The organism is Janthinobacterium sp. FW305-128 (genome assembly GCF_020858135.1).
In the GTDB taxonomy this organism is placed as follows: domain Bacteria; phylum Pseudomonadota; class Gammaproteobacteria; order Burkholderiales; family Burkholderiaceae_D; genus Janthinobacterium.
On the sequence record NZ_JACYMK010000004.1, the window covers coordinates 147,738 to 173,498 of the forward strand.

Sequence of the window (25,761 nt, forward strand, 5' to 3'; positions counted from 1 at the left end):
TGGTCTCCGCTTAATGTGAGTGGCGCGGCACGGCGGAACCGCGATTGCCGACCAGGAAGTCGAAATCGCAGCCTTCGTCGGCCTGCAACACGTGTTCGATGTACAGCTGCTGGTAGCCGCTCTTCGGTCCGGGCGCGCTGCCCAGTTCGCGCTTCGCCAGGCGCTCGGCGATTTCCGCGTCGCTGATGTCGATGTTCAGGCTGCCGGCGTGGCAGTCGAGGGCGATCATGTCGCCATCCCTGACGATGCCCAGCGGGCCGCCCGCCATGGCTTCCGGCGCCACGTGCAGCACGACGGTGCCGTAGGCGGTGCCGCTCATGCGCGCATCCGAAATGCGCACCATGTCGGTGATGCCTTGCGCCAGCAGTTTCGGCGGCAAGCCCATATTGCCCACTTCCGCCATGCCCGGATAACCTTTCGGGCCGCAATTTTTCATCACCAGCACGGAGTTCGCATCGACGTCGAGGTCCGGATCGAGGATGCGCGATTTATAGTGCTCGAAATCCTCGAACACGACAGCCTTGCCCCGGTGCTGCATCAAATGCGGCGAGGCGGCCGATGGTTTCAGCACGGCGCCGCGCGGTGCCAGGTTGCCGCGCAGCACGCAGATGCCGCCATCGGCCAGCAACGGGTTGTCCAGGGTGCGCACCACTTCATCGTTGTAGATCGGCGCTTCGACGCAGTTGTCCCAGATCGACTTGCCGTTGACGGTCAGCGCATTCTTGTGCGGCAGCAAATCGCCCTCGCCCAGGCGGCGTATCACGGCCGGCAAGCCGCCCGCGTAGTAAAACTCTTCCATCAGGAAACGGCCCGACGGCAGCAAGTCGACGATGGTCGGCGTGCCGCGGCCCGTCTTGGTCCAGTCTTCCAGTTCCAAAGGCACGCCGATCCGGCCGGCAATCGCCTTCAGGTGGATCACGGCATTGGTCGAGCCGCCGATGGCCGCATTGACCTTGATGGCGTTTTCAAATGCCTCGCGCGTCAGCACTTTCGACAGGCGCAGGTCTTCGTGCACCATTTCAACGATGCGGATGCCCGACATGTGCGCCAGCACGTAGCGGCGCGAATCGACGGCTGGGATGGCCGCGTTGTGCGGCAAGGACGTGCCCAGCGCTTCGGCCATGCTGGCCATCGTCGAGGCCGTGCCCATGGTGTTGCAGGTACCGGCCGAGCGCGACATGCCCGATTCGGCCGACATGAACTGGTGCAAGGTGATCGATCCCGCCTTCATCTGCTCGTGCAACTGCCACACGGCCGTGCCGGAACCGATGTCCTTGCCATTGAGTTTGCCGTTCAGCATGGGGCCGCCGCTGACGACGATGGTGGGAATGTCGACGCTGGCCGCGCCCATCAGCAATGCCGGCGTCGTCTTGTCGCAGCCGACCAGCAGCACGACGGCGTCCATCGGGTTGCCGCGGATCGATTCTTCCACGTCCATCGAGGCCAGGTTGCGCGTCAGCATGGCTGTCGGGCGCAGATTCGATTCGCCGTTCGAGAAGACGGGGAATTCCACTGGGAAACCGCCCGCTTCCAGGATGCCGCGCTTGACGTGTTCGGCCAGCTGGCGGAAATGCGCGTTGCAGGGCGTCAGTTCGGACCAGGTATTGCAGATGCCGATGATGGGCTTGCCGTGAAATTCGTGGTCAGGTATGCCCTGGTTTTTCATCCAGCTGCGGTACATGAAGCCGTTCTTGTCCTGCGAGCCGAACCACTCGGCCGAGCGCAGGGCTACCTTCTTTTTTGTCTCAGACATGCCATTCTCCTGGTTGTGCCATGCCGGATCTAAGGTCGTCGGCCCGGGCAGCGATGTTGGAATACTAAAGAATCCTGCCATGCCTTTCCAATCAATTTTTAATGCGTTCCGATATCGAAAACGATATCAGCATGCCCCAATGAAAACGCCCTGCGGGCGCATGGCGGCAGGGCGTGGAAGGTTTTTGGGGTCTGCGACGATTATTCTGCGGAAAACCGATAGACCGTTTCCGTCTGATACACCTCGCCCGGGCGCAAAATGGTGTTCGGGAAATGCGCCTGGTTCGGTGAATCCGGGAAATGCTGGGTTTCCAGGCACAGCGCGCCGCGGTAAAGGATGGGGCCCTGCTTGCCGTGCTGGCTGCCGTCGAGGAAGTTACCGGAATAAAACTGGATGCCCGGCTCCTGCGTGTACACCTGCATCACCCGCCCCGATTGCGGCTCGCGCACCATGGCCGCCAGCGTCAGCGCCTGGCCTAGCTGTTGATTGAGCACAAAGTTATGGTCAAAGCCGCGGCCGATGCGCAGCTGCTCATGCGGCAAGGCGATGCTGTCGCCGATGACAGTGGGCTGGCGCAAGTCGAACGGCGTGTCGGCCACGTCCGCCAGCTCGCCCGTGGGGATAGACCCCGCATCGACGGGCAGGTAGCGGTCCGCGTTGACCGACAGCACATGGCCGAGGATAGTGCCCTGCCCCGCCAGATTGAAATAGCTGTGGTTAGTCAAGTTGATGGGCGTGGCCTGGTCCGTGACAGCGTGGTAGCGCAGGCTCAGCGCATTGTCGTTGTCCAGTTCATAGGTCAAGGTGACGTCGAGCTTTCCCGGGTAGCCGTCTTCGCCGTCCGGGCTGCTGCGCGTGAACGTGATACCGACGGCGTCGTCCCTGGTGAACGGCGCGGCTTGCCACATGGCCTGGTGAAAGCCCTGGTTGCCGCCATGCAAGTGATTGGGCGGGTTATTCACGGCCAGCTGGTATTCCTTGCCGTCGAGACTGAAACGGCCCGCCGCGATGCGGTTGCCGTAACGGCCGATGACGGCGCCCAGGAAAGCGCTGTTGTGCAAATACGGTTCGAGGCGATCGAATCCGAGCACCACGTCGGCAAACGTGCCGTCGCGGTCAGGCACGTGGATTTCGCTGATGATGGCGCCAAAGTCGAGCACTTTCACCTGCATGCCCTGGCGGTTCGTCAGGGTAAAGGCCGTCACTTGTTGGCCATCGGGCAGGATGCCGAACGGCGCTTGCGTCACTGAAACAGAATCAACTGGGGTCATGGCGTCGGGTCCGGAACGTTACAGGGTCGATGAGCGGCCAAACACGGGCATGCCTTGCGCATCCCAGCGCAGCGGCTTGACAAAGGTGTGGCGATCCGGGTTCCACAGCGGGTCGCCGACGATTTCCGTGTACGTGCGGGCATGGTACACCAGCAACACGCCATCGCCATCGGCGGCCGTCGTGAAACTGTTGTGGCCGGGGCCATAGATGCCGTGCTCGTAGCAGGTGGCAAACACGGGATCAGGCGACTTGGTCCAGGAAAACGGGTCGAGCAAGTCGGCGGACTCGTCAGCCCACAGCAGACCCATCGCGTAGTTTTCATCGGTGGCGCTGGCCGAGTAACTGATGAAGATCTTGCCATGGCGTTTCAGCACGGACGGTCCCTCGTTAACCCAGAAGCCACGGATTTCCCAGTCGAATTCCGGCTTGCTCAGCATGACGGGCGGGCCGGCCAACTGCCACGGCGTGGCCATCGGTGCGATGTAGAGGTTCGAGTTGCCCTCGATCGCGACATCCTTCTGCGCCCACAGGTAGTACAGCACGCCGTCGTGTTCGAACGTGGTGGCGTCCAGGCAGAAGGTGTCGATGCCCGTGTCGATCTGTCCCATGAATTCCCACTCGCCTTCCAGCGGGTTGGCGTTCGTGTTACGGATCGCATACATGCGGTGCTGGAACAGTTTATGTTTGATTTCGCGGCTCGGCGCGGCGGCAAAATACACATACCAGGCGCCCTGGTTGAAGTGCAGCTCGGGCGCCCACACCAGCTCGCTGTACGGCCCCGTGTCCGGCTTGTGCCACACATCGACCGTTTGCGCGTCGGCCAGGCCCGCGATGCTGGCGGCGCGGCGCAGTTCGATGCGGTCGTACTGGGGCACGGAAGCCGTAAAGTAATAATAGCCGTCGCTGTGGCGGTAGATATGCGGGTCGGCGCGCTGTTCGATCAGCGGTTTCAAGATGTCTGCCATGTTGCTTGCTCCATTCAATTATTCTTACGCGGAGACAAAACCGCGCTTGTGCATTTCCGACTTCACGCCGCTGTAGTACGTATCGCTGATGCGGTACTTGAACATCAGCAAGCCCATCAACAGGTGGAAGAAGCCGGGGATGATCGACAGCATCAGGGCGATGCCGTTCAGGGCGAATTGCGTTTGCTCATGGTTGGGCTGGTAGTCGAAATACGCGAGCAGCACGCCCACCAGGCCGCCCGCCACCGCCATGCCCGCCTTCTGGCAGACGGAAATGCCGCCAAAGGCGAAGCCGGAGACGCGCTTGCCCGTCTTGACTTGACCGTAATCAATGGTTTCCGCGATGGCCGACCAGAACACGGGCGCATGCAAATCCACGACAAAGGAGAGCAGGAAATACAGGGCGAAGGCCAGCACGGTATCGCTCGATTTGACGAAGAAATAGATGGCCAGGCTGATCAGTGCGACGCCGATCTGCGTGTAGCGGAACAGCTTTACCTTGCAGTAGAACTTGGTGATCCAGGTCGAGGCGATCATGGCCAGGATGGCGGCCACCACGCCCGTGGTCAAAAAGGCGGCCACGGTTTCCGTGCTGCCCCCCAGATAGTATTTCGCGTAATAAATGGCAACGGAGCCGCGCACCACATAACCGATGGTGCCCGTGACGCACACGCCGCACAGCACCAGCCACTGGTCGTTCTGCAGCAGCACTTTCAACTGCGCCAGCAGCGATTGCTTTTCCACCACGTGCACCACGCGCTCGGTGGTGGAGAAATAGCAGAACAGGAACAGGGCCACGCCCATGACGGCCATCACGGCCATGGCCGCCTGATAGCCGACGGCCGGATTGCCGCCGCCCCAGCGCTGCGACAGGATAGGCACGACGATGGTCACCATGAAGGCGCCGATCTTGGCGAAGAACAGGCGGTAGCCGTTGGCCGACAGGCGGTCCTGCGGGTCGCTGGTCAGGCCGCTGATCAGGGAAATATACGGGATGCCCACGCCGGCCGTCATGATGGTCATCAGGATATACGTCGAGTATGCCCAGATCAGCTTGGCGTCATACTGCCACTCGGGCGTGCTGAAGACGAAGAAGACGCTGACGCCGTACGGCACGGCCAGCCACAGCAGATACGGGCGGTAGCGGCCCGAGGCAAAGCTGTAGCGGTCGGTGATCTGGCCCATGACCAGGTCGGCGATGGCGCCGATGACTTTCACGGCCACGAACAGCAGGGCAAGATCCGTGGTTTTCAAGCCATAGATATCGGTATAGAAAAAGGTGATGATCAGCATCATCGACGAGATGACGACATTGAGCGCCATGTCGCCGGCGCCGAAGCCGACCTTTTCAACGGTGGATAATTTTTGCGTCTCCATGCTTTCCGTCCATTCTTTTGATGATGAATCGTGCGTGACTGCCCAACTGACAGGGGCGTTGCCGGCCGAAACCATGGCAACGCCCTTGATTTTTTACGATGTGATCAACTTACATTTTCCAGCGCAGTGATACGCCAACGGTCCGGTCATAGCGCCGCGTATCGCGCGCATACACGCCCGGCTCGTTCCAGTAATCCTTGAACTTGGTGTCGAGCAAGTTATTCCCATCGAGGGTCACGGTGAACTGCTCGTTGATCTTGTATGACAGCGAACCGTCGAGCTGGGCCGTGGCCGCCACTTTCAAGTCCAGGCCGGGGCCGCCCTGGTTGTAGCTGTCGATGAATTTCGAGCGCCAGTTGTAGGCCAGGCGGCCCGACCAGGCATCCTTTTCGTACAGCAGCACCAGGTTGTAGGCATAGCGCGAGACGCCCGTGATGGCATGGCTGCCCGTCTCGTCGTCGGTGGTGCCGCTCATGTAGGTGCCGTTCGCCTGCAGGCCCAGGCCGCTCAGGATACCGGGCAAGCCGTCATAAAACTGCTGGTAGCCGATTTCCAGGCCCTGCAGCTTGCCGGCGGCCGTGTTGTACGGGCGATCCACGTCGTAGGCCTTGCCGCCGATGGTTTCGCTGGCAATGCGTTGCTGGATATAGCCGTCGAACTTGTGGTGGAACACGGTGGCCGTGACGGAACCGGCTGGCGCGAAATACCATTCCAGCGCGGCATCGACATTGTCGCCCGTCACCGGTTTCAAATTCGGATTACCGCCCGCGCCCGTCGCCTTCACCGTTTCCGTCGAGTTGACAAGGGCCACGCCCGGGTTCAACTGTGCAAAGCCGGGGCGGCTGATGATGCGGCCCGCAGCGAAGCGGCCGACCAGGTCGGAGCGCAGCTTGATTTTCAGGGCCACGCTCGGCAGCACGTCGGTGCTGGCCGTGTCGCTGATGACGGGCGTGTAGACGCCATCCTGCGAACTGTTGCCTTGCAGGCTTTGCTCCGTGCGCACGACGCGCACGCCCACGGTGCCATCGACGGGGTAGGCACCCAGCTTGAAGGCGACCTTCGCCTTGGTATAGATCGAATACGTCTTTTCCGTATCCTTGAAGAATGAGCCCGGGTCCATGGCGCGCGCCGCGCTGCTGCCCGTGACGGCCTGGCGGATCGTACCCGTGTTATTGAGCAGGAAGCTGGCGCACGGCGTGTACCATTGCTTCAAGCCATAATCGGGGCCGCCGCCGGACATCGGTTCCGACAGGCAATTGAGGCCCGGAATCGAGGTCACGCTCTGGCGGCTGAACGGAAACGCGGCACCGGACACGTCCGGTGCTTCCGCATTGCCCTCGAAACTCTTGATCGATTCGGCTTCGCGCTTGACGCCGCGCACGCCGACGCTGATTTCCTTGAAGATGCCGCCGGCGCTCGGCGTGTACGCCAGGTCGGCGCGCACATCGTTCGAGCTGCCCTGGTCCTTGCCGTAACGGTCGAAAAAGCCCTTCAGATAGTAGTTCGACGGGTCTTGCAGATCGATGCCCGTGTAGTCGACGTGCAGGGTGCCGTTCTGGTTGGTATTGATGGTGGCGTTCGGCACGACGGTGATGGCGTCGAGAATCGGATTGCGCCACGCATAAGTGCTTTTGGTGCTGGCCACTTCCGACGTGAAACGCCATTCCGGGTTGATATCCCACAAGCCGCCCACGGCAAACTGCTGCGTCTTCGTCTGGTTCTTGTTCGCCTGCGTCGACATGATGGTGTTGACGTTGGTCGACGTCAGGGTTTGCAGCTGGTTGGTGCCAGGAATCTTGGTCGCCGACACGGGCGTGCCCCACCACGGCAAGCCGACAAAGTAATCGGACTCGGCGTCGAGCAGGAAGCGCGTGGCCATGCCTTCGGCATACAGTTCGACGTCGGCGTTCGGACGCCATTGCAGCACGGCATTGGCGGTCGTGCGGCGGCGGTCGCCCTTGATCGGCAACAAGCCCACCTGGTCCGGCCCCGTCAAGCCCGGCGACAGGAAACTTTTATCCACGGGCGCGGTACTGAACGCGCGTTCCTCATGGTAACGATGCTGCTGCTGCGACAGACCCAGCAGCGCACCCACTTCGCCGATGCCCGTCTTCCAGCGGTTCGCCACCATGCCGCTGATGTTCGGGTCCGTGGCTTTCGATTTGTCGCTGTAGACGGCGCGCGTGTTGACGCTGGCCGTGAAATCCTTGAAGTCGAACGGGCGATTCGTACGCACGTCGATGATGCCGGCCACGCCGCCCTCGACCTGGTCGGCGCCTTGCGACTTGTACACGTCGACGCGCTGCAGCATGGTGGCAGGAATGTCGGCCAGGTTGACGTAGCGGCCCGTGGTGGTGAACAGTTCGCGGCCGTTGAGCAGGGTCGTGACATCGCGCAAGCCACGGATCATGACGGCGCTCGCCTCGCCCGAATCGCGGCGGATCTGGATGCCGGAAATGCGCGCCAGGGTCTCGGCCACGTTGTTGTCAGGGAATTTGCCGATGTCGTCGGCGACGATGGAATCGATGACCTGGTCCGAGCGCATCTTGATCTGCTGCGAGTTCTGCGCCGAGCGGCGCACGCCGCTGACGGTCACGACAGCCACTTCCGCGGCAGGCTCGGCACTGGCATCGGCCGCCACCGCCTCCTGCGCCCAGACCGAAGCCGTGCTCAGCAAGCCGATACCGGCCAATGCCGCAACGGCTGCCTTCAACATGAATGGACGAGGGAAAGTGGCCGCGAGCGGGCCGGTGGCGTTGCGCATCATGAATCTCCAGATATTGTATTGATATTTTTTATGCTGCTTGCATGTCGTGCGCATGCTCGGCGTTTATCTTAGGGGCTGGGCGATAATCTCTCCAATCAATTTTTCCACTGTTTTGATATCAATTTCGATATCGGCGGTGGAGGGGCTTTGGAGGGTGTGAAGCGACAACGGCAGGGGCGTCAGGGACATTTCAGGCGTGATCATGCCTAAAAAAACGGCAGTACACGCTCTAGGACGCGGAGGCATGTATTTAAAGGGGAGGTGGAGCGGTGGAGCGGCTATTGCCGGGTTGCTGAAGCAGACGCTAAAGCAAGGCGACCGCGGAACGCAGCAACGTGCCCAGCTGCGGCAAACCTTGCGCTTCGTAAGTGGCAATCAATTCGGTAGCGGATATGAGGGATTCAATAGATCGCGCAAGGGGGCCGGATACAACACACAGGCATCGAGGACGGCAGTGTAACGGTAGTATCCAGCCATCAGTACCCCAGTTCAAGCTCCTGCGCCTGATCTGCCAAGGCCTGCAAGGCCTGTTGCGAACGCCGTTTGCGCTCATCCTTGTACTGCACCACATCCTCAAAGCGCAGCCGCCTGTGCGTACCCACCTTATGATGGGGAATCTTCCCTGCCTCAAGCAGGCGCACCAGGTAGGGACGTGACATATTCAGGTACATGGCCGCTTCCTGTGTCGTCACGTCATGCTCCTTCGGCATGACCGTCACGGCTTTACCTTGGGCCAAGGTACCTAAGACGTCGGCAAACAGGCGCAACACATTCGGCGGCAAACGCAGCAAGGGAACATCACCCAAGTCCTGCGCGCCCTCTTCCAGAACCGCAATCTGCACGGCACGAGAATGATCAAGCGCACTCACCAGGCAGCGCTGCGCCGCCTTCGCCAGTTCCAGGTCTTCTTTATTGTCCAGACGATCAAGCACATTCGACATGGCATCCTCCCTACTTTCCATTGAAGCTTACGAAGCAAACGCAATAAACGCAACCAAATTAGTATAACAATTTGTGCAAGGACAAGTACGACACGTCGTTTTAACGGCAAGGCGAACAGATACAGGCCGACAGAAAGCCAGTGCCATCAACCGCGACATGGTGGAGAAATGATCTGGAAACGATGAGGAAAATCTTGGTGCGGCTGGCGGGGATCGAACCCACGACCCTTGGCTTCGGAGGCCAATACTCTATCCACTGAGCTACAGCCGCGTAGGGGGAATTTCTGAAGTGATGCGAAGGATACCGTTTTTCTTTACCTACGTCTACGGAAACTGTCGTATCGCTGGCAATTGCATGTCACTGCTCAATTTTTGTGCCTATAATTGTGGGTTTCATAAAGGTTTACATACAAGCATGTAAAAATGCTACCTTACACGGCCATCAGTTTCAAATCTGGACTAAGGACATCATGAGCGACGCACATAACGAACAACAATCAGCGATCAAAACGCCTAAACAATTGCTTGCCGCCGTAGCGGGCTTCTTCCTCGTCACCGTCATCGGCATCATCCTGCTGGTGCAGTTCGTCACGGCGCAAAAACTGACGGGCGCCGGCACGGACAGCCAGTCGCCGGAAGCCATCGATGCCCGCTTGAGCCCGGTGGCCAATGAAGGCTTTACCTTCAAGGATGCCAGCGGCCCGAAAGTGCTGCAAAGCGGTGAAGCCGTCTACACGGCCACCTGCGTGGCTTGCCATGGCGCCGGCGTGGCCGGTGCACCGAAATTTGGCGATGCGGGCAGCTGGTCGGCCCGCCTGGCCCAGGGCTACGATACGGTCCTGAAACACGCGATCGAAGGCTTGCGCGCGATGCCGGCCAAGGGCGGCAATCCCGACCTCGACGATGTGGAAGTGGCGCGCGCCGTGGTCTATATCGCCAACGCGTCGGGCGGCAAGTTCAAGGAACCGGAAGTGCCGGCACCGGCCGCAGCCGCTGACGGCGCCAGTGCACCAGCCGCCGAGCCTGCCAAGTAAGCAGCGCAGCACCCGTATCGAGGAACCGCCCGCAGGGGCGGTTTTTTTTCGCCCGGCGTTTGCGTTACATCCGGCCGTAAAAAAGCCGCCCGGCTTGCGCGGGGCGGCTGGCAACTTATGCCTTGAACTAAGTACCCCCCCAATAAATTATTGTGATTTCTGACTTCTATAACCGGCGCTCTGCAAGGTGGCCGACGAGGCTTGCTCGCCGCTAGCAGTGCTCGCACTGCGTCGCAGTGAGCGCCTTGCATAGCATCCGGTTCTATTCGTCATAAATTCACACTAATTTCCCGAGGATTACTTAGCGTCTTACCACATGATGACGCGGTCTTTCGGCGGCAGATACATCTTGTCGCCCGGTTTCACGTCGAAGGCTTGATAGAAACCTGGCTGGTTGCGCATGGTGCCGTTGGCGCGGAACTGGCCTGGCGAGTGCGGGTCCGTTTTCAACAAGACCAGTTGCTGCGCTTCACGCATCTTCATGCGCCATACCTGGGCAAAGCCCGCGTAGAAGCGCTGTTCGCCCGTGAAACCGTCGATGACGGGGGCTTGCTTGCCGTTCAGCGACAATTTGTACGCTTTGTAGGCAATTGCCACGCCGGAATTGTCGGCGATGTTCTCGCCCAGGGTCAGCTCGCCGTTGACGAAGTGGCCTTTGACGGGGCTGAAGCCGTTGTACTGCGCCACCAGCTGCTTGGTTTTCTTGGCGAAGTTTTTATGGTCGGCCTTGGTCCACCAGTCGCGCAGATTGCCGTCGCCGTCGTACTGAGCGCCCTGGTCGTCGAAGCCGTGGCTGATTTCATGGCCGATCACGCCGCCGATGGCGCCGTAGTTGACGGCGTCGTCCGCCTTGGCGTCGAAGAACGGCGCTTGCAGGATGGCGGCCGGGAAGACGATCTCGTTCAGTTCCGGATTGTAATAGGCGTTCACGGTCTGCGGCGTCATGCCCCACTCGTCGCGGTCGATGGGCTGGCCCAGCTTGTTCAATTCGCGGTTGTAATTGAGCAGGTGCGAACGCTGGATGTTGCCGATCAAATCATCGGGCGCCACCGTCAGGCCCGAGTAATCGCGCCATTTGTTCGGGTAGCCGATCTTGGTGGTGAACTTGGCCAGCTTGATTTGCGCCTGTTTCTTGGTGACAGGGCTCATCCAGTCGAGCTTGTCGATGCTTTGCTTGTAGGCCGTCATCAGGTTTTTCACCAGCGCTTCCATGCGCACCTTGCGCTCGGCCGGGAAATATTGCTCGACGTACAGCTGGCCCACGGCTTCGCCCAGCGCGCCTTCGACGGCGCCCACGCCGCGTTTCCAGCGCGGACGCATTTCCGTCACGCCCGTCAGGGTGGTGCCATAGAACGCGAAGTTTTCGTCGACGTACGCTTTCGGCAAGTAACCGGCGTTAGCATGCAACAAGTGCCACTGGAAATAGGCTTTCCACGTTTCCAGCGGCGTCTTGTTGGCGATCTCGGCAAAACCCTTCAGGTAGCTGGGCTGGCTGACGATCACATAATTGACCTTGCCGGCGATGCCCGTGTCCTTCAGGTAGCGGGCCCAGTCATAGCCTGGCGCCACGCTGGCCAGTTTCGCCAGTTCCACCTTGTTGTAGGTCTTGACGGGGTCGCGGTTCTGCACATTGCTCCATTGGGCCTTGGCCAGCTCCGTTTCCAGCGCGAGGATGGCTTTCGCGTTCGCGGCCGCGTTCGCATCGCCGGCCAAGCTCAGCATTTTTTCCACATGGGCCAGGTATTTGGCGCGCGTGTCGGCCTTGCCCTCTTCCAGATAGTAATCGCGGTCAGGCAAGCCCAGGCCGCTTTGCACGATGTCGGCCACGTATTTGGTGGAATCCTTGGCGTCCTGGTGGATGCCGAAGTCGTACGGCGAGGTCACACCCAGCTTGCTGAAGTGGGCGATCACGGCAGGCAACTCCGCCTTGTCCTGCAGCGCGGCGATCTTCGCCAGTTCCGCGTTCAAGGGCGTCAGGCCCAGGCTTTCCAGCTTGGCTTCGTCCATGAAGCTGTTATAGAAATCGCCGATTTTCTGGGCATTCGAACCGGCCGCGCGGGCCTTGTCAGCGGCAGCGCCTTCGACGATGCCGCGCAGCTGCGTTTGCGTATCGTCGGCCAGCTTGGCAAAGCTGCCCCAGCTCGACTTGTCAGCAGGAATCACGGTTTCCGCCAGCCATTTGCCGTTCAGGTGCTGGAACAAATCGTCCTGCGCGCGCACGGCAGGGTCGACGTATTCGATGGCGATGCCGGACGTCAGCGCGGCCGATGCGGCGGCCGTGGCGGGCGCGGCGGCGGCTTTCTTGGCAGAATCAGCGGCGCCAGCCATGCCGGACACGCCAGCCAGCAAACTCAGGGTCAATGCACTTAACAAATAACGATTCACGGTTGTCCTCTATATTGTATTGTGTGAAATATAAGGGTCAGAAGGCCCTAGGCTTCTGGCCCGGTTTTTGACTGTAGCATACCGGCCGAAATGACAGAAAGAACTTTGACAGAAATACAAAAGAGACCACGCGCGGTGGTCTCTTTTGTTGTGACAAGATAACGTTTACATGACGTAGGTCGGCTTAGCCCGGAGGGCGTAAGCCGACAACATGATGAGCGCCATCGGTGTGTCGGATGACGGTTACCAGATGATCACGCGGTTTTCCGGCGCGACATACATCTTGTCGCCCGGTTTCACGCCAAACGCTTCATAGAAGCCAGGCTGGTTGACCATGGTGCCGTTCGCGCGGTACTGGCCCGGCGAATGGGGGTCGGTCTTGATCTGCACGATCTGCTGCGCTTCGCGCATCTTGCTGCGCCACACCTGGCCAAAGCCCATGTAGAAGCGCTGGTCGCCCGTCAGGCCGTCCAGCACAGGCGCCGGCTTGCCGCCCAGCGAAATCTTGTACGCTTTATAGGCGATCGCCACGCCCGAGTTGTCGGCGATGTTTTCGCCCAGGGTCAGCGCGCCGTTGACGTGATAGCCCGGCAACGGGCTGTAGCCATCGTACTGATTGGTCAGCGCATCGGCCTTGGCGGCGAAGTTCTTGCGGTCGGCCGGGGTCCACCAGTCGCGCAGGTTGCCGTCGCCATCGGACTGGCTGCCCTTGTCGTCGAAGCCGTGGCTGATTTCATGGCCGATGACGGCGCCGATGGCGCCATAGTTGACGGCATCGTCCGCGTTGGCGTCAAAAAACGGCGGCTGCAGGATGGAGGCCGGGAAGACGATTTCATTCATCGTCGAGCTGTAATAGGCGTTCACCGTTTGCGGCGTCATGCCCCACTCTTCGCGGTCGATCGGTTTGCCGAGCTTGGCCACCTGGCGCGCGGAACCGAAGTTGGCGGCGCGCATCATGTTGCCCACCAGGTCGCCCTGGACGATTTGCAGCTTCGTGTAATCGCGCCATTTGTTCGGATACGCGATCTTCGGCGTGAACTTGGCCAGCTTGGCTTGCGCTTCCTTCTTGGTCTCCGGGCTCATCCAGTCCAGGGTGTCGATGCTGTCCTTGTAGGCGGCCAGCACGTTTTTCACCAGTTCCTGCATGTGCGCCTTGCGCTCGGCCGGGAAATATTGCGCCACATACAGCTTACCGACGGCTTCACCCAGCACGCCTTCGACGGCGCCCACGCCACGCTTCCAGCGCGGCTGGTTTTCCGTCACGCCGCTCAGTACCGTGCCGTAGAAGGCAAAGCTCTCGTCGACGAAGTTTTTCGACAGGTAGCTGGCATAGCTGCGCAGCAACTGCCATTCGAAATACGCTTTCAGGGTGTCCAGGTCGGTGGCGGCCAGCACCTTGTCGTAGCCGGCCAGGTAGCTCGGCTGGTTGACGATGACGTAATCGACCTTGTTGGCGATGCCCAGGGCGGCCAAGCCCGACTTCAGGTCGTAGCCAGGGGTCAGGTCGTTCAGTTTATTGATGTCGGTCTTGTTGTAGCGTTTCACAGGGTCGCGGTTCTCGACCTTGGTCCATTGCACTTCGGCCAAAGCCGTTTCCAGGGCAACGACGGCCTTGGCACGGGCGGCGGCGTTCTTGTCGCCCGCCATGGCCAGCATTTTTTCCACGTGCGCCTGGTATTTTTCCTTCACGCCCGCCTGCTTGGCTTCCAGGTAGTAGTCGCGGTCGGGCATGCCCAGGCCGCTCTGGCTCACGTAAGCCGCATATTTCGTCGAGGCGCGCGCATCCTGGCCCACGTAGACGGCGTATGGCGTCGACACGCCCGTCTGGCTCAGGTGGGCGATCAGGGCGGGCACGCCCTTCTTGTCGCGCAGCGAGCGGATGCGGTTCAGTTCGCCGGCCAGCGGCTTCGTGCCCAACGCTTCGAGCTTGGCTTCATCCATGTAGCTGGCGTACAGGTCGGCAATCTTCTGCGCTTCGGAACCGGCCTTCTTGTTCTTGTCCTGTTGCGTGGACTCGATGATGCCGCGCAACTGCGGCGTCGTGTCGTCGCGCAGCTTGGCGAACGAACCCCAGCTCGATTTGTCGGCAGGAATCTCGGTCGTGGCCAGCCACTTGCCGTTCAAATGGGTGAAGAAGTCATCCTGCACGCGCACGGCGGGGTCGATGTACTGCACATCGATGCCGGAAACGACGCCGGCCGCGGCAGGCGCGGCGCTCGGGGCTACGGTCGGCGCGGCCACGGCGGATACGGGTTCGGCGGCATGGGCAAACGCAGCCAACAGGGTCAGGGTCAGACTGCTTAAGAGATAGCGATTCACGAATTGTCCTTATGGGGCATGTCAAAAAGACCGGGCAGATAGCTGCGGGCGGATAGCCTGCCGCGCCAGGCGCTGCAGGAATGTAGCACGCGGCCATGCCCTTTGGCCAATATTGCCCCCTGACTACCCTGAGAATCGCCGCTCAGTTCGGCCAGGCTCAAGGGGCTTTCATTGTCCAGGCAGGCGCGCATGGCGTGGGCTGGAGCTTATCCATACAGATACAGCAAGTCGTCGATCAGCGCCAGCTCCTGTTGCGTGAACTGCGTGTCGTTGAACTGTCCGATATCTTCGAGCACACCCCGAATCGGCACTTGCCGTGACGGATCCTGAACGATGTCGATCAGCAGGCCGGCATCGGGATACCGCCCCCGCAGATACTTTTCAATCAGCGCTGTGAGCGCGGCACGTGCCTGCAAATCAGTTAACATTTTTTATCCGCTGCCAAGGAAGAAGCGCCAGTCTAAATGAGCTTGAACCCGCCGACAAAAAAAAACCTGCGTCCGCGGACGCAGGCAAAACCACTTCGGGTCGAGAATGCGAGTCCACTATAGGGCCGCCGCACACGCTTTTTTTCGACTCTTACAAATGCTTACTCCCCTCAAGACCCCCTATACATCGCATACAAAACCGCAACATATGGCAAGCTGGCAGCCCCGTTTTCGCGCGTAGACTGGGCCAAGGCATGCTTTTTCCGCGGCCGGCCCACGCCGGCAGAGATTCAGGTCTATACTTTCAACAAAGCGCCGCTCCAAGGGGACTGGCGCTTGTGCAAGACACGCTAGCTGCAAAGGTGCAATGATGGGCAAACTCAAAAATACCGGCTTGATCGGCCTGGGCGTGGTGGCCGGCGTCGCCGTGTCGCTGCAATTTTCCGCCATGGCGCAAAAAACCGTCGAGCCGCCCCTGCCGCTGGAAGAGCTGCGCCAGCTGGCCGACGTGTTTGGCCTGATCAAGTCCGATTACGTCGAGCCGGTGGAAGACAAGAAACTGCTGGAAGACGCCATTGCCGGCATGGTCGCCTCGCTCGACCCCCATTCCGCCTACCTGGACAAGAAAGCCTATGCCGAGCTGCGCGAAGGCTCCGAAGGCAAGTTCGTCGGCCTGGGCATCGAAATCGGCCTGAGCGAAGACGGCTACATCAGGATCGTCTCGCCCATCGAGGATTCGCCCGCCTACCGCGCCGGCATCAAGGCCGGCGATTTGATCACCCGCCTCGATGGCCAGCCCGTGAAAGGCGTCAGCCTGGACGACAACGTCAAGCGCATGCGCGGCGAACCGGGCACCAAGGTGTCGCTGACCATTGCCCGCAAGGATGAACCGCAGCCGCTGGCGTTCACCATCACGCGCGAGGAAATCCATCAAAAGAGCGTGAAGGCCAAGATGGTCGAACCCGGCTACGCCTGGCTGCGCGTGTCGCAATTCCAGGAACCGACCGTCGACGACATGGCCGCGCAGATCACGGCGCTATACAAGCAAGACCCGAACATCAAGGGCATGGTGCTGGACCTGCGCAACGACCCGGGCGGCGTGCTGCAGGGTGCCATCGGCGTCTCGGCCGCCTTCCTGCCGAAGGACGCGGCCATCGTCTCGACCAACGGCCAGTTGCCGGACTCGAAACAGGTGTTCTACGGCCGCGCCGAATACTATACCTTCCGCTCGGAAGGCGACGCGCTGGCGAAATTGCCGGCCGCCATCAAGAAAGTACCGCTGGTGGTGCTCGTCAACACGGGTTCGGCCTCGGCCTCGGAAATCGTCGCCGGCGCCCTGCAGGACTACAAGCGCGCCACCATCATCGGCACGCAAACCTTCGGCAAGGGTTCCGTGCAAACCATCCGCCAGCTGACGGCCGACACGGCCGTCAAGCTGACGACGGCCCGCTACTACACGCCGAACGGCCGCTCGATCCAGGCCAAGGGCATCGTGCCCGACCTGCTGGTCGATGAGAATGCGGACGGTGACGGCTTGAACGGCTTGCGCATCCGCGAAGCGGACCTGACCAAGCACCTGAGCAACGACCGCGACCAAGAAAGTGCCAAGGCCGCGCCCGTCAACGACGAGATGGAAGAGCAATTGCGCATCATCGCCCTGGAAAAGACCCGCAAGCCGCTGGAATTTGGCAGCCAGGACGATTTTCAATTGCACCAGGCGCTGAACCACCTTAAGGGCTTGCCGGTGCAGCTGGCCAAGGCCGAACCGGTGGTGGTGCAGGCCGACGTCAAGAAAGAACAGAAAAAGTAGGCAGTTTGGGGTCAGACCCGCCGGGTCTGACCCCATCACACGCAATACCCCCAGCACCCGTCCACGCGACAAAAATCAATCTTCCGCCACCCATCCCCCTGCCCCGCAACACGAAACTCTCTACAGTCGAGCCCGTTTGTGTAAAATTTGCTTCACTTATCGGCGCCACGTCGATTGCCAAATTTGAAAGTTTAACCATGAAACAAGTCGTCATCAGCGGTACCGGACTGTATACGCCGCCCTTTTCGATCTCCAACGAAGAGCTGGTCACCTGCTTCAATGCCTACGCGGAAAAGTTCAATGCCGATAACGCCGACGCGATCGCCGCGGGCGAGGTGACGGCGCTGGAACTGTCGAGCGTGGCCTTCATCGAAAAGGCGTCCGGCATCAAGTCGCGCTTCGTGATGGAAAAGGAAGGCATCCTCGACCCGGCCCGCATGGTCTCGCGCATTGCGGAACGGGGCGATGACGAACTGTCCTTGCAGGCGGAAATGGCCGTCGTCGCCGCCAAAGACGCCCTGGCGCGCGCCGGCCGCACGCCGGCCGACATCGACATGGTGCTGGTGGCCTGCAGCAACATGCAGCGCGCCTACCCGGCCATGGCCGTGGAAGTGCAGGATGCGCTCGGCATCGACGGCTATGGTTTTGACATGAACGTGGCGTGCTCGTCCGCCACCTTCGGCATCCAGCAAGCCGTGGCCGCCGTGCAAAGCGGCCAGGCGCGCGCCGTGCTGGTGTTGAATCCGGAAATCACCAGCGGCCACCTGAACTGGCGCGACCGCGACAGCCATTTCATTTTCGGCGACGCCTGCACCGCCATCATCGTCGAAGCGAAGGACACGGCCGTCTCGCAGCACCAGTTCGAGATCATCGGCACGGAACTGAAAACGCGCTTCTCTAACGCCATCCGCAACAATTTCGGCTTCCTCAACCGTTTTGACGAGTCCGGCGTGGGCAAGGCCGATAAATTGTTCCGCCAGCAAGGGCGCAAGGTCTTCAAGGAAGTGTGCCCGATGGCGGCCGAGATGATCAAGGCGACCCTGGCCAAGGCCGGCGTGGAAGTGGCGCAAGTTTCCCGCTACTGGCTGCACCAGGCCAACCTGAACATGAACCTGCTGATCGCCCGCCTGATCCTGGGCCGCGACGCGGAAGCAAATGAAGCGCCCGTGATCCTCGACACCTACGCCAACACCTCGTCGGCCGGTTCCATCATCGCCTTCCATAAATATCAGGATGACATGGCGGCAGGCAGCACCGGCGTCATCTGCTCGTTCGGCGCCGGCTATTCCATCGGCTGCGTGGTCGTGCGCAAGCTCTGAGCGCATGGGTGTAACATCGCCTGATTGCTGAATTAGGCGATGTTCGTGACGGATAGGCATGCGTTCGCGGCCACCTGGACGAAGATATAGCACAGGTTTTTTGCGATAAAGCCGCAGGAACATTCCGGCAAGGGCTTTGATGCGTTTATACTTGGTCGCTGAGCAACATCTTTTTCTACCCGCACGTCTCCATAAGGAACCCCACACGCATGCCCCATGACATCAGCCTGATCACCACCATCGCCGCCGCCCTCGGGTTCGGCCTCATCTTCGGCTTCATCGCCGCGCGCCTGAAACTGCCGGCACTGGTCGGCTATCTGGCCGCCGGCATCATCATCGGACCGGCCACGCCCGGTTTTGTGGCGGACGCGGAAATAGCGGGACAATTGGCGGAAATCGGGGTGATGCTGATGATGTTCGGTGTCGGCCTGCACTTTTCCATCGAAGATTTGTGGGACGTGCGCAAGATCGCGCTGCCTGGCGCCATCCTGCAGATCGGCGTCGCCACGGCGATGGGCATGGGCCTGGCCCACTGGTGGGGCTGGACCCTCGGTGGCGGCCTGATCTTTGGCCTGGCCCTGTCCGTGGCCAGTACCGTGGTGCTGCTGCGCGCGCTGGAAGAACGGGGCATCCTCGACTCGCTCAATGGCCGCATCGCCGTCGGCTGGCTGGTGGTGGAAGATCTGGTCACCGTCTTGGTCCTCGTGCTGCTGCCGGCGTTCGCCAGTGTGCTCGGCGGCAAGGTCGCGCCCGATACCGAAGCCGTCAGCCTGTGGCAAACCCTGGCCGTGACCCTGGGTCAAGTGGCCGGCTTCATCATCTTCATGCTGGTCGTCGGCCGCAAGCTGTTCCCGTGGATACTGTGGCAAGTGGCGCGCACCGGTTCGCGCGAACTGTTCACCCTGTGCGTGATCGCCGCCGCCGTCGGCATCGCCTACGCCTCGACCAAGCTGTTCGGCGTGTCGTTCGCGCTGGGCGCCTTCTTCGCCGGCATGGTGCTGCGCGAATCGGAACTCAGTCACCGCGCCGCGGAAGAGTCCCTGCCCTTGCGCGACGCGTTCGCCGTGCTGTTCTTCGTGTCCGTCGGCATGCTGTTCGAGCCGACCATCCTCATCGACAAGCCCCTGCAAGTGCTGGCCGTGTGCGCCATCATTATCTTCGGCAAGTCGATCGCCGCCTTCTTGCTCGTGATGGCGCTGCGCTATCCGCCGAAAACGGCCATCATCGTCTCGGCCAGCCTGGCGCAGATCGGCGAATTCTCGTTCATCCTGGCCGCCCTGGGCCTGTCCCTGGGCCTGATGCCGCAGGAAGGGCAAAGCCTGATCCTGGCCGGCGCCATCCTGTCGATCGCCCTTAACCCGCTCGTCTTCAGCATGGCCAAGCCGCTGCTGCGCGTGATCGGCAACAGCGAGTTCGCGCGCAAGTTCGAACGCACCACGGACCCGCTGGCCGAGCTGCCGATGACGGTGCCGCAGGAAAAACTGTCGGGCCAGATCGTGCTGGTCGGCTATGGCCGCGTGGGCCGGCGCATCGCCGCCGCCCTGATGGAGCGGGGCATCCACTTTGTCGTGGCAGAGGAAAACCGTGAGATCGTCGATCAGCTGCGCAAACAGGGCATCCCGGCCGTGGCCGGCAATGCGGGCGAACCGGCCGTACTGATCCAGGCGCACATCACGCACGCCACCATGCTCGTCATCGCCACGCCGGACACCTTCCACGTGCGCGCCATGATCGAGACGGCGCGCGCGCTGAACCCGCACATCCTGACGGTGGTGCGCACGCACAGCGAGGAAGAGGCGGAATTGCTGCGCGCAGAAAACGCGGGCAAGGTATTCATCGGCGAGCACGAACTGGCCAATGGCATGGCCGAGCACGTGCTGCAGAGTTTTGAGACGGCCAGCAAGGGGCATGGCCATTAAGGCTCTTTGATGCCGAATCTGTGACCCATGCAAATGCCGGGGTCGGACCCTGAGGGTCCGACCCCGGTTTTTTTTCAGGGTTACAAACGTGCCGCCAGCTCCGCCCCTTCCCGTATCGCCCGCTTGGCGTCGAGCTCCGCCGCCAGCGCGGCGCCGCCGATCTTGTGGAAACGGGGACCGCCCGCGAGCAGCGGCTTGCCATCCTTGTCGACTGGCGGCATGAGTTCCGTCAGGCTGTCCTGACCCGCGCAGATGATGACGTTATCCACCGCCAGCAGACGCTGCTCGCCGCCGACGGTGATGTGCAAGCCTTGCCCGTCGATCTTGTCGTAGGTGACGCCGGCCAGCATGGCCACGCCGTTGCGCGCCAGCGCCGCGCGGTGCACCCAGCCCGAGGTCTTGCCCAGCCCCGCGCCCACTTTCGACGTCTTGCGCTGCAACAGAAAGATTTGCCGCACGGGATGGGGCGCCACGGGCGGCACCAGGCCGCCGCCCGTCGCCGCGTTCAAGTCCACGCCCCACTCGCCCGCCCAGGTCGATACGGGCTGCGGCAGCGGGTGCGCCGGGTCGTGCAGCAGATACTCGCCCACGTCGAAACCGATGCCGCCCGCGCCGATGATGGCCACGCGCGCGCCCACGGGCTTCTTGGCTTGCAGCACATCCAGGTAGGACAGCACTGTCGGATGGTCGATGCCGGGAATGGCCGGCAGGCGCACCTTGATGCCGGTGGCGATGATGACGTCGTCATAACCGCCGGCCAGCAATTGCTCGCGCGTGACGCGCTGGCCCAGGCGCAGCTTGATAGTCGACAAGGCGATGCGGCGGGCAAAATAGCGGATGGTTTCCGTAAACTCTTCCTTGCCCGGTATCTGCATGGCCACCTTGAACTGGCCGCCCACGCTGTCGCTGCTGTCGAACAGGGTCACCTCGTGCCCGCATTCGGCAGCCACGGTGGCGGCCGACAAGCCGGCCGGCCCGGCGCCGACGACGGCCACGCGGCGCGGCACGGCTTTTTTCGCGTACACAAGTTCCGTTTCATGGCAGGCGCGCGGGTTGACCAGGCAGCTGGCGCGCTTATTGGCAAAGGTGTGGTCGAGGCAGGCCTGGTTGCAGCCGATGCAGGTGTTGATCTCGTCCGCGCGGCCCGCGGCCGCCTTGGCGACAAAGTCGGGGTCGGCCAGGAAAGGGCGCGCCATCGACACCAGGTCGCAGTCGCCCCGCTCGAGGATGGCATTGGCCTCGTGCGGCATGTTGATGCGGTTCGACGCCACCACGGGAATGGTGACTTCGCGGCGCAGCCGGCCCGCCACGCTGGCAAACGCGGCGCGCGGCACCGAGGTGACGATGGTGGGGACTCTTGCCTCATGCCAGCCGAAGCCGGTATTCAGAATCGTTACGCCCGCCTGTTCCAGCGCCTTGGCCACCGTCACCACATCGTCCCAGGTATTGCCGCCCTCGACCAGGTCGAGCAGGGAATGGCGGTACATGATGATGAAGTTGGGGCCGACGGCGGCGCGGATGCGGCGCACGATCTCCACGGGCAGGCGCATGCGGTTCTCGATCGTGCCGCCCCAGCGGTCCTGGCGCAGATTCGTGCGCGCGCACAGGAACTGGTTCAGCAGATAGCCTTCGCTGCCCATCACTTCGATGCCGTCGTAGCCCGCCTTTTGCGCCAGGCGCGCGCAGCGCACGTAGTCGCAGATGGTGCGCTCGATACCCCGTTCCGTCAGGGGACGGGGGCGGAACGGCGAGATCGGCGATTTTTTGGCCGATGCCGAGACGACGAACGGTTGATAACCATAGCGGCCCGCGTGCAGGATCTGCATGACGATCTTGCCGCCCTCCTCGTGCACGGCGCGCGTGACCTTGCGGTGGTTGGGCACGTCGCCGAGGAAGTTCAAGGTGCCGCCGAACGGCAGCAGCCAGCCTTGCCGGTTCGGCGAGATGCCGCCCGTGACGATCAGGCCCACGCCGCCGCGTGCCCGTTCGCGGTAAAACGCGGCAAGCTTGCCATAATGATAAAAGCGGTCTTCCAGGCCCGTGTGCATGGACCCCATGATGACGCGGTTGCGCAAGGTGGTAAAACCCAGGTCGAGCGGGGCCAGCAGATGGGGGTAGGCAGTCATGGTGATCGGTCCGGTAAGGTGGTTGCAGGCCGTACGGTAGCAAGCATTGCCGCTCGCCGCAGCGACTTTCTCTAGACCGGGAGTTCTAAATCGCCCCGCGCGCCCGACGGCGGTGCGTACAGCTTGTGCCGGGCGGTACTTTCCCGTAGGCTAGGTGGCATGAAGCGACTCTTCCTCTGCCTGTTGATGCTGTGCGCCGTCCCCGCTACCGCGCCGGCACAGGCGATACGCCTGGACAAGCTGAAGGTCGAGGTCAAGCGCATCGAGGTCGACGGGCAGCGCATGTATGAAGTCGATGCCAGCGGCAGCGTGCAGGCGCCTCCGGCCTCCGTGTGGAAGACCCTGACCACTTACGAGCGCATGAGCGAATTCGTGCCCGACCTCAGTTCCTGCCGCGTGCTGTCGCGCAACGGCAATGAAGTCATCATCGAGCAGCAGGGCATGGCGCGCTTCCTGTTCATGAACCACCCCATCCACCTGGTGGTGCGGGCCACGGAAACGCCGTTGACGGCCATCGACATCGCCCTGATCTCGGGCGACATGCGGCATTACGAATCGCGCTGGAATCTGTCTCCCGTGCCCGAGACGGGCGGCACGCGCATCGTCTTTTCCAGCCGGCTGATGCCGGGCTTCTATGTGCCCGGCATGCTGGGCACGACCATGATACGCGGCGATATCGAACGCATGATGGCGGCCGTACTCACCCGCATCGACAGCCAGTACGCGGAAAAGGCAGGTTAAATCAAGCCAGATAGGTGTCGCGGTCGCGGATTTCCGCGAAGTTTTCCAGGCTGCCCAGTTTTACGGTGACGGGGTTCAGGCTCGCTTGCGGCTGCATCGAGCGCCAGGCGAACAGCCATTCCTGTTCGGGCGCTTCGGCGCGCGTCTTGGTGAAGGCGGCGCCCAGGGCCGCGCGCTGGCCGTATTCGACCAGGCCATCGATGCCGGCCCAGCTGGGCAAGGTGCGCTGCACGGCGCGGTGCAGGCGTTCGCCGAATTCTTCCGTATTGTGGATGATCAAACAAGCGTCGGCCGGGGCAAACAGGTCGAACAGTTGCTTGTCCCACACTTGCGAAAAACTCAGGGTCAAACAATTGCCCGCTGGCGCCAGGCGGAACTGGCCCAGGCTCAGCGCCAGCTCGAGTTCGCTGCGCTGGCCGTAGCGGTGCAGGGTGGGGGGACGTTTGTAATCGTGCATGCTGGACTCGTTTTTCAATAGTAGGGTAAACCGGCGCGCCGCCTAGCGGGGCGGGCGGATATGGCGCCGGATGCGCTGGGCCCTGGCAGCCAGGTAAATTTCGCGCAGTAAATAAATAAAACAGCCGATCAGGCAAATCACGGCCAGCACAAAGAAGGCCGCGATGTATTTGTCCAGGGTCAGGTTCAGAATATCGCCCAAAAACAGCATGGCGATGATGACGCAGACGAAGAAACCGCACGCCGTGCTCAGCGAAATCGAATAATTGATCAGATGGGTACGCCGATACAGGGTATCTAGCTCATCCATATAGAAATCGTTGTAGCCGATGTCGAGCCGGTCTTCCAGCACGCGCGTGCGGTCGATGATGCGGCCCAGGCGGTTGGTCAGTACCACCAGCATGGTGCCGATACCGGTCAACAGGAAAACCGGCGCAATCGCCAGCTGGATGATATGGCCGATGTCGCCGATCTGTATGTTCATGGATAAAAAGTCGTGGGTTCACACCGGCGCCCGACCCTGGCGCCAGCACAGGCCATAGTGTAGCAGGTGGCGCACGCCGGCTGGCCGCTTTGCCAACCGGCGTGTTGCAAGGTCATGCGAAGCCGCGCCCCGGCACAAAGCGCTCGGTGGCGCGCACCAGCGCCGAAGCGATGCCGTGCTCGAGCGCGCCATGGCCCGCGTCGGGAATCATTTCCAACTGGGAACCAGGCCAGGCTTGCTGCAGGCGGTAGGCCGACAGCGGCGGGCAGATGGCGTCGTAGCGTCCCTGCACGATGACGGCCGGCAAATGCGCGATGCGTCCCATGTTGCGGATCAGCTGGTCTTCTTCGAAGAAACCGAGATTGGCCATGTAATGCGATTCGAGCCGGCCCACGCCCAGATCCAGCGCATCGTTCGGCGCGTCTTCCGGCTGCGGCATCAGGTACACGCGGCGGCCTTCGAAGCGGCTCCAGGCGCGCGCGGCCGGCCAGTACACGGCCGGGTCGCTGCTGAGGATGCGTTGCACGTAAGCCGCCAGCAAGTCGCCCCGCTCCTCGAGCGGAATCGGGGCGGCGAATTCCTCGTACAGTTCCGGATAAAACCAGCGCACGCCTTCGATGAACCAGTCGATTTCCGCCTGCGTGCACAGGAAAATACCGCGCAGCACGAAACCGAGACAGGCCGTCGGATGCGCCTGGCCATATGCCAGCGCCAGGGTCGAACCCCAGGAGCCGCCAAACACCAGCCACTGGTCGATGCCGAACTGGGCGCGCAGGCGTTCGATGTCCTCGATCAGCAGCTGCGTCGTGTTGTTGCGCCATTCGCCCAGCGGCGTGGACTTGCCGGCGCCGCGCTGGTCGAACAGGATCACGCGGTAGCGCTGCGGGTCAAAAAAGCGGCGGTGCTGCGGCGACAGGCCCGCGCCCGGGCCGCCATGCAGGAACAGCACGGGAATGCCGTCGGGGTTGCCGCACTCTTCCCAATAAATGGTGTGGATGTCATCGACGGCCAGCATGCCGTGCCGGTTCGGCGTCAGGGCGGGAAACAGGGGTGACAAAGAATCGGGCATGGCGAGCGGTCCTTGGAATGGCGGTCAGGGCGCCAGGCATGAGGCCTGGCAACTGTTCCAATTATAGTGCGCCGCCGCCGGCTCAGGCCAGCAGCAAGGGCAGGCGGTTCGACGACTTGATTTCGCGCATCGACAGGCTGGACTGGATTTCCGCCACGCCAGGCAGGCGGCGCAGCACGGTCGAGACGAATTCGCCATACGCTTCCAGGTCGCGCGCCACCACTTGCAGGAAATAATCGGCTTCGCCCGCCACATTGTGGCATGACAGAATTTCGGGAATCGTGGCGATCGCTTGCTCGAACTGCGACGGCTGCTCGCCGCCATGGTTGGCAAACACGACGCGTACGAACGCCACCAGGCCGATGCCCAGCTTCTTGCGGTTGAGCAAAGCCTGGTAGCCGGTAATAAACCCTTCCTCTTCCAGGCGGCGCAAACGGCGCCAGACGGGGGTTTCGCTCAGCTTCAAGCGCTCGGCCAGGCGCGCGTTGGACAGCCGTCCTTCATCCTGCAGCAGCCTGAGTATCTGCAAATCGGTGGCATCGAGGCTAACTTCTGGAATTTTCATCTAATTTTTGCTTTGATACGAGTGGAATCTA

The 25,761-nt window shown here is 61.7% G+C and carries 19 protein-coding genes and 1 tRNA gene; 5 read left to right on the plus strand and 15 right to left on the minus strand.

Annotated features, from left to right (window positions below; genetic code table 11):
* Positions 1-10: 10 nt before the first annotated feature.
* The 7 genes from IGS60_RS10555 to IGS60_RS10585 all read right to left on the minus strand — a co-directional run bounded on the left by IGS60_RS10555 (position 11) and on the right by IGS60_RS10585 (position 9,346).
* Complete coding sequence (locus IGS60_RS10555; RefSeq protein WP_070313069.1) at positions 11-1,753, minus strand: IlvD/Edd family dehydratase; 1,743 nt, start codon at positions 1,751-1,753, stop codon at positions 11-13.
* A 200-nt stretch (positions 1,754-1,953) separates the two neighbouring features.
* Positions 1,954-3,024, minus strand: coding sequence for an aldose epimerase family protein (locus IGS60_RS10560; protein ID WP_230504217.1), 1,071 nt, complete (start codon positions 3,022-3,024; stop codon positions 1,954-1,956).
* An 18-nt stretch (positions 3,025-3,042) separates the two neighbouring features.
* Positions 3,043-3,990 carry a family 43 glycosylhydrolase gene (locus IGS60_RS10565; RefSeq protein ID WP_230504219.1) on the minus strand — a complete coding sequence of 316 codons (948 nt, stop codon included), beginning with the start codon at positions 3,988-3,990 and terminating at the stop codon, positions 3,043-3,045.
* A gap of 24 nt (positions 3,991-4,014) precedes the next feature.
* Positions 4,015-5,367, minus strand: coding sequence for an MFS transporter (locus tag IGS60_RS10570; RefSeq protein ID WP_230504221.1), 1,353 nt, complete (start codon positions 5,365-5,367; stop codon positions 4,015-4,017).
* A 109-nt stretch (positions 5,368-5,476) separates the two neighbouring features.
* Complete coding sequence (locus tag IGS60_RS10575; protein WP_230504222.1) at positions 5,477-8,134, minus strand: TonB-dependent receptor; 2,658 nt, start codon at positions 8,132-8,134, stop codon at positions 5,477-5,479.
* Between the two features lie 476 nt (positions 8,135-8,610).
* Positions 8,611-9,075, minus strand: coding sequence for a helix-turn-helix domain-containing protein (locus IGS60_RS10580; RefSeq protein ID WP_230504224.1), 465 nt, complete (start codon positions 9,073-9,075; stop codon positions 8,611-8,613).
* A gap of 195 nt (positions 9,076-9,270) precedes the next feature.
* Positions 9,271-9,346: transfer RNA gene (locus tag IGS60_RS10585), tRNA-Arg, on the minus strand.
* A 199-nt stretch (positions 9,347-9,545) separates the two neighbouring features.
* Here IGS60_RS10585 and IGS60_RS10590 point away from each other — a divergent pair.
* A complete protein-coding gene (locus tag IGS60_RS10590; protein ID WP_070219012.1) occupies positions 9,546-10,109 on the plus strand; it encodes a cytochrome c5 family protein in 564 nt (187 codons plus the stop codon).
* 309 nt (positions 10,110-10,418) lie between these two features.
* Here the strand turns inward: IGS60_RS10590 and IGS60_RS10595 are convergent, their stop codons facing one another.
* The 3 genes from IGS60_RS10595 to IGS60_RS10605 form a co-directional block, all read right to left on the minus strand.
* The gene (locus tag IGS60_RS10595; protein ID WP_368858613.1) at positions 10,419-12,494 is read right to left on the minus strand and encodes a M13 family metallopeptidase; all 2,076 of its coding nucleotides are present in this window, start codon (positions 12,492-12,494) and stop codon (positions 10,419-10,421) included.
* 243 nt (positions 12,495-12,737) lie between these two features.
* Positions 12,738-14,813 (minus strand): M13-type metalloendopeptidase, encoded by a 2,076-nt coding sequence (locus tag IGS60_RS10600; protein WP_230504226.1) that lies wholly within the window; start codon positions 14,811-14,813, stop codon positions 12,738-12,740.
* A gap of 206 nt (positions 14,814-15,019) precedes the next feature.
* Positions 15,020-15,241 carry a hypothetical protein gene (locus IGS60_RS10605; RefSeq protein ID WP_230504228.1) on the minus strand — a complete coding sequence of 74 codons (222 nt, stop codon included), beginning with the start codon at positions 15,239-15,241 and terminating at the stop codon, positions 15,020-15,022.
* A 367-nt stretch (positions 15,242-15,608) separates the two neighbouring features.
* Here IGS60_RS10605 and IGS60_RS10610 point away from each other — a divergent pair, with 367 nt between their 5' ends.
* From IGS60_RS10610 to ybaL, 3 genes are all read left to right on the plus strand, one after another.
* On the plus strand, positions 15,609-17,051 hold the full coding sequence (locus IGS60_RS10610) for a S41 family peptidase (RefSeq protein ID WP_230504230.1): 1,443 nt from the start codon (positions 15,609-15,611) through the stop codon (positions 17,049-17,051).
* Between the two features lie 197 nt (positions 17,052-17,248).
* Positions 17,249-18,370 (plus strand): beta-ketoacyl-ACP synthase III, encoded by a 1,122-nt coding sequence (locus IGS60_RS10615; RefSeq protein ID WP_230504232.1) that lies wholly within the window; start codon positions 17,249-17,251, stop codon positions 18,368-18,370.
* 209 nt (positions 18,371-18,579) lie between these two features.
* Positions 18,580-20,289: a YbaL family putative K(+) efflux transporter gene (gene ybaL / locus IGS60_RS10620; RefSeq protein WP_230504234.1), complete on the plus strand. Its 1,710-nt coding sequence runs from the start codon at positions 18,580-18,582 to the stop codon at positions 20,287-20,289.
* 80 nt (positions 20,290-20,369) lie between these two features.
* On the opposite strand, the gene IGS60_RS10625 is transcribed toward ybaL, so the two are convergent.
* Positions 20,370-22,415 carry an NADPH-dependent 2,4-dienoyl-CoA reductase gene (locus IGS60_RS10625; protein WP_070289414.1) on the minus strand — a complete coding sequence of 682 codons (2,046 nt, stop codon included), beginning with the start codon at positions 22,413-22,415 and terminating at the stop codon, positions 20,370-20,372.
* A 159-nt stretch (positions 22,416-22,574) separates the two neighbouring features.
* Here IGS60_RS10625 and IGS60_RS10630 point away from each other — a divergent pair, with 159 nt between their 5' ends.
* Entirely contained in the window at positions 22,575-23,156 is a 582-nt protein-coding gene (locus tag IGS60_RS10630; protein WP_230504236.1) for an SRPBCC family protein, read from the plus strand.
* Position 23,157: 1 nt separating this feature from the next.
* On the opposite strand, the gene IGS60_RS10635 is transcribed toward IGS60_RS10630, so the two are convergent.
* The 4 genes from IGS60_RS10635 to IGS60_RS10650 form a co-directional block, all read right to left on the minus strand.
* Positions 23,158-23,613 (minus strand): hypothetical protein, encoded by a 456-nt coding sequence (locus IGS60_RS10635; RefSeq protein ID WP_034752899.1) that lies wholly within the window; start codon positions 23,611-23,613, stop codon positions 23,158-23,160.
* Positions 23,614-23,655: 42 nt separating this feature from the next.
* Complete coding sequence (locus tag IGS60_RS10640) at positions 23,656-24,096, minus strand: DUF2721 domain-containing protein (RefSeq protein ID WP_070219003.1); 441 nt, start codon at positions 24,094-24,096, stop codon at positions 23,656-23,658.
* 112 nt (positions 24,097-24,208) lie between these two features.
* Complete coding sequence (gene pip, locus IGS60_RS10645) at positions 24,209-25,165, minus strand: prolyl aminopeptidase (RefSeq protein ID WP_230504238.1); 957 nt, start codon at positions 25,163-25,165, stop codon at positions 24,209-24,211.
* Positions 25,166-25,247: 82 nt separating this feature from the next.
* Positions 25,248-25,730, minus strand: coding sequence for an Lrp/AsnC family transcriptional regulator (locus IGS60_RS10650; RefSeq protein WP_034783718.1), 483 nt, complete (start codon positions 25,728-25,730; stop codon positions 25,248-25,250).
* Between the last annotated feature and the right edge of the window lie 31 nt (positions 25,731-25,761).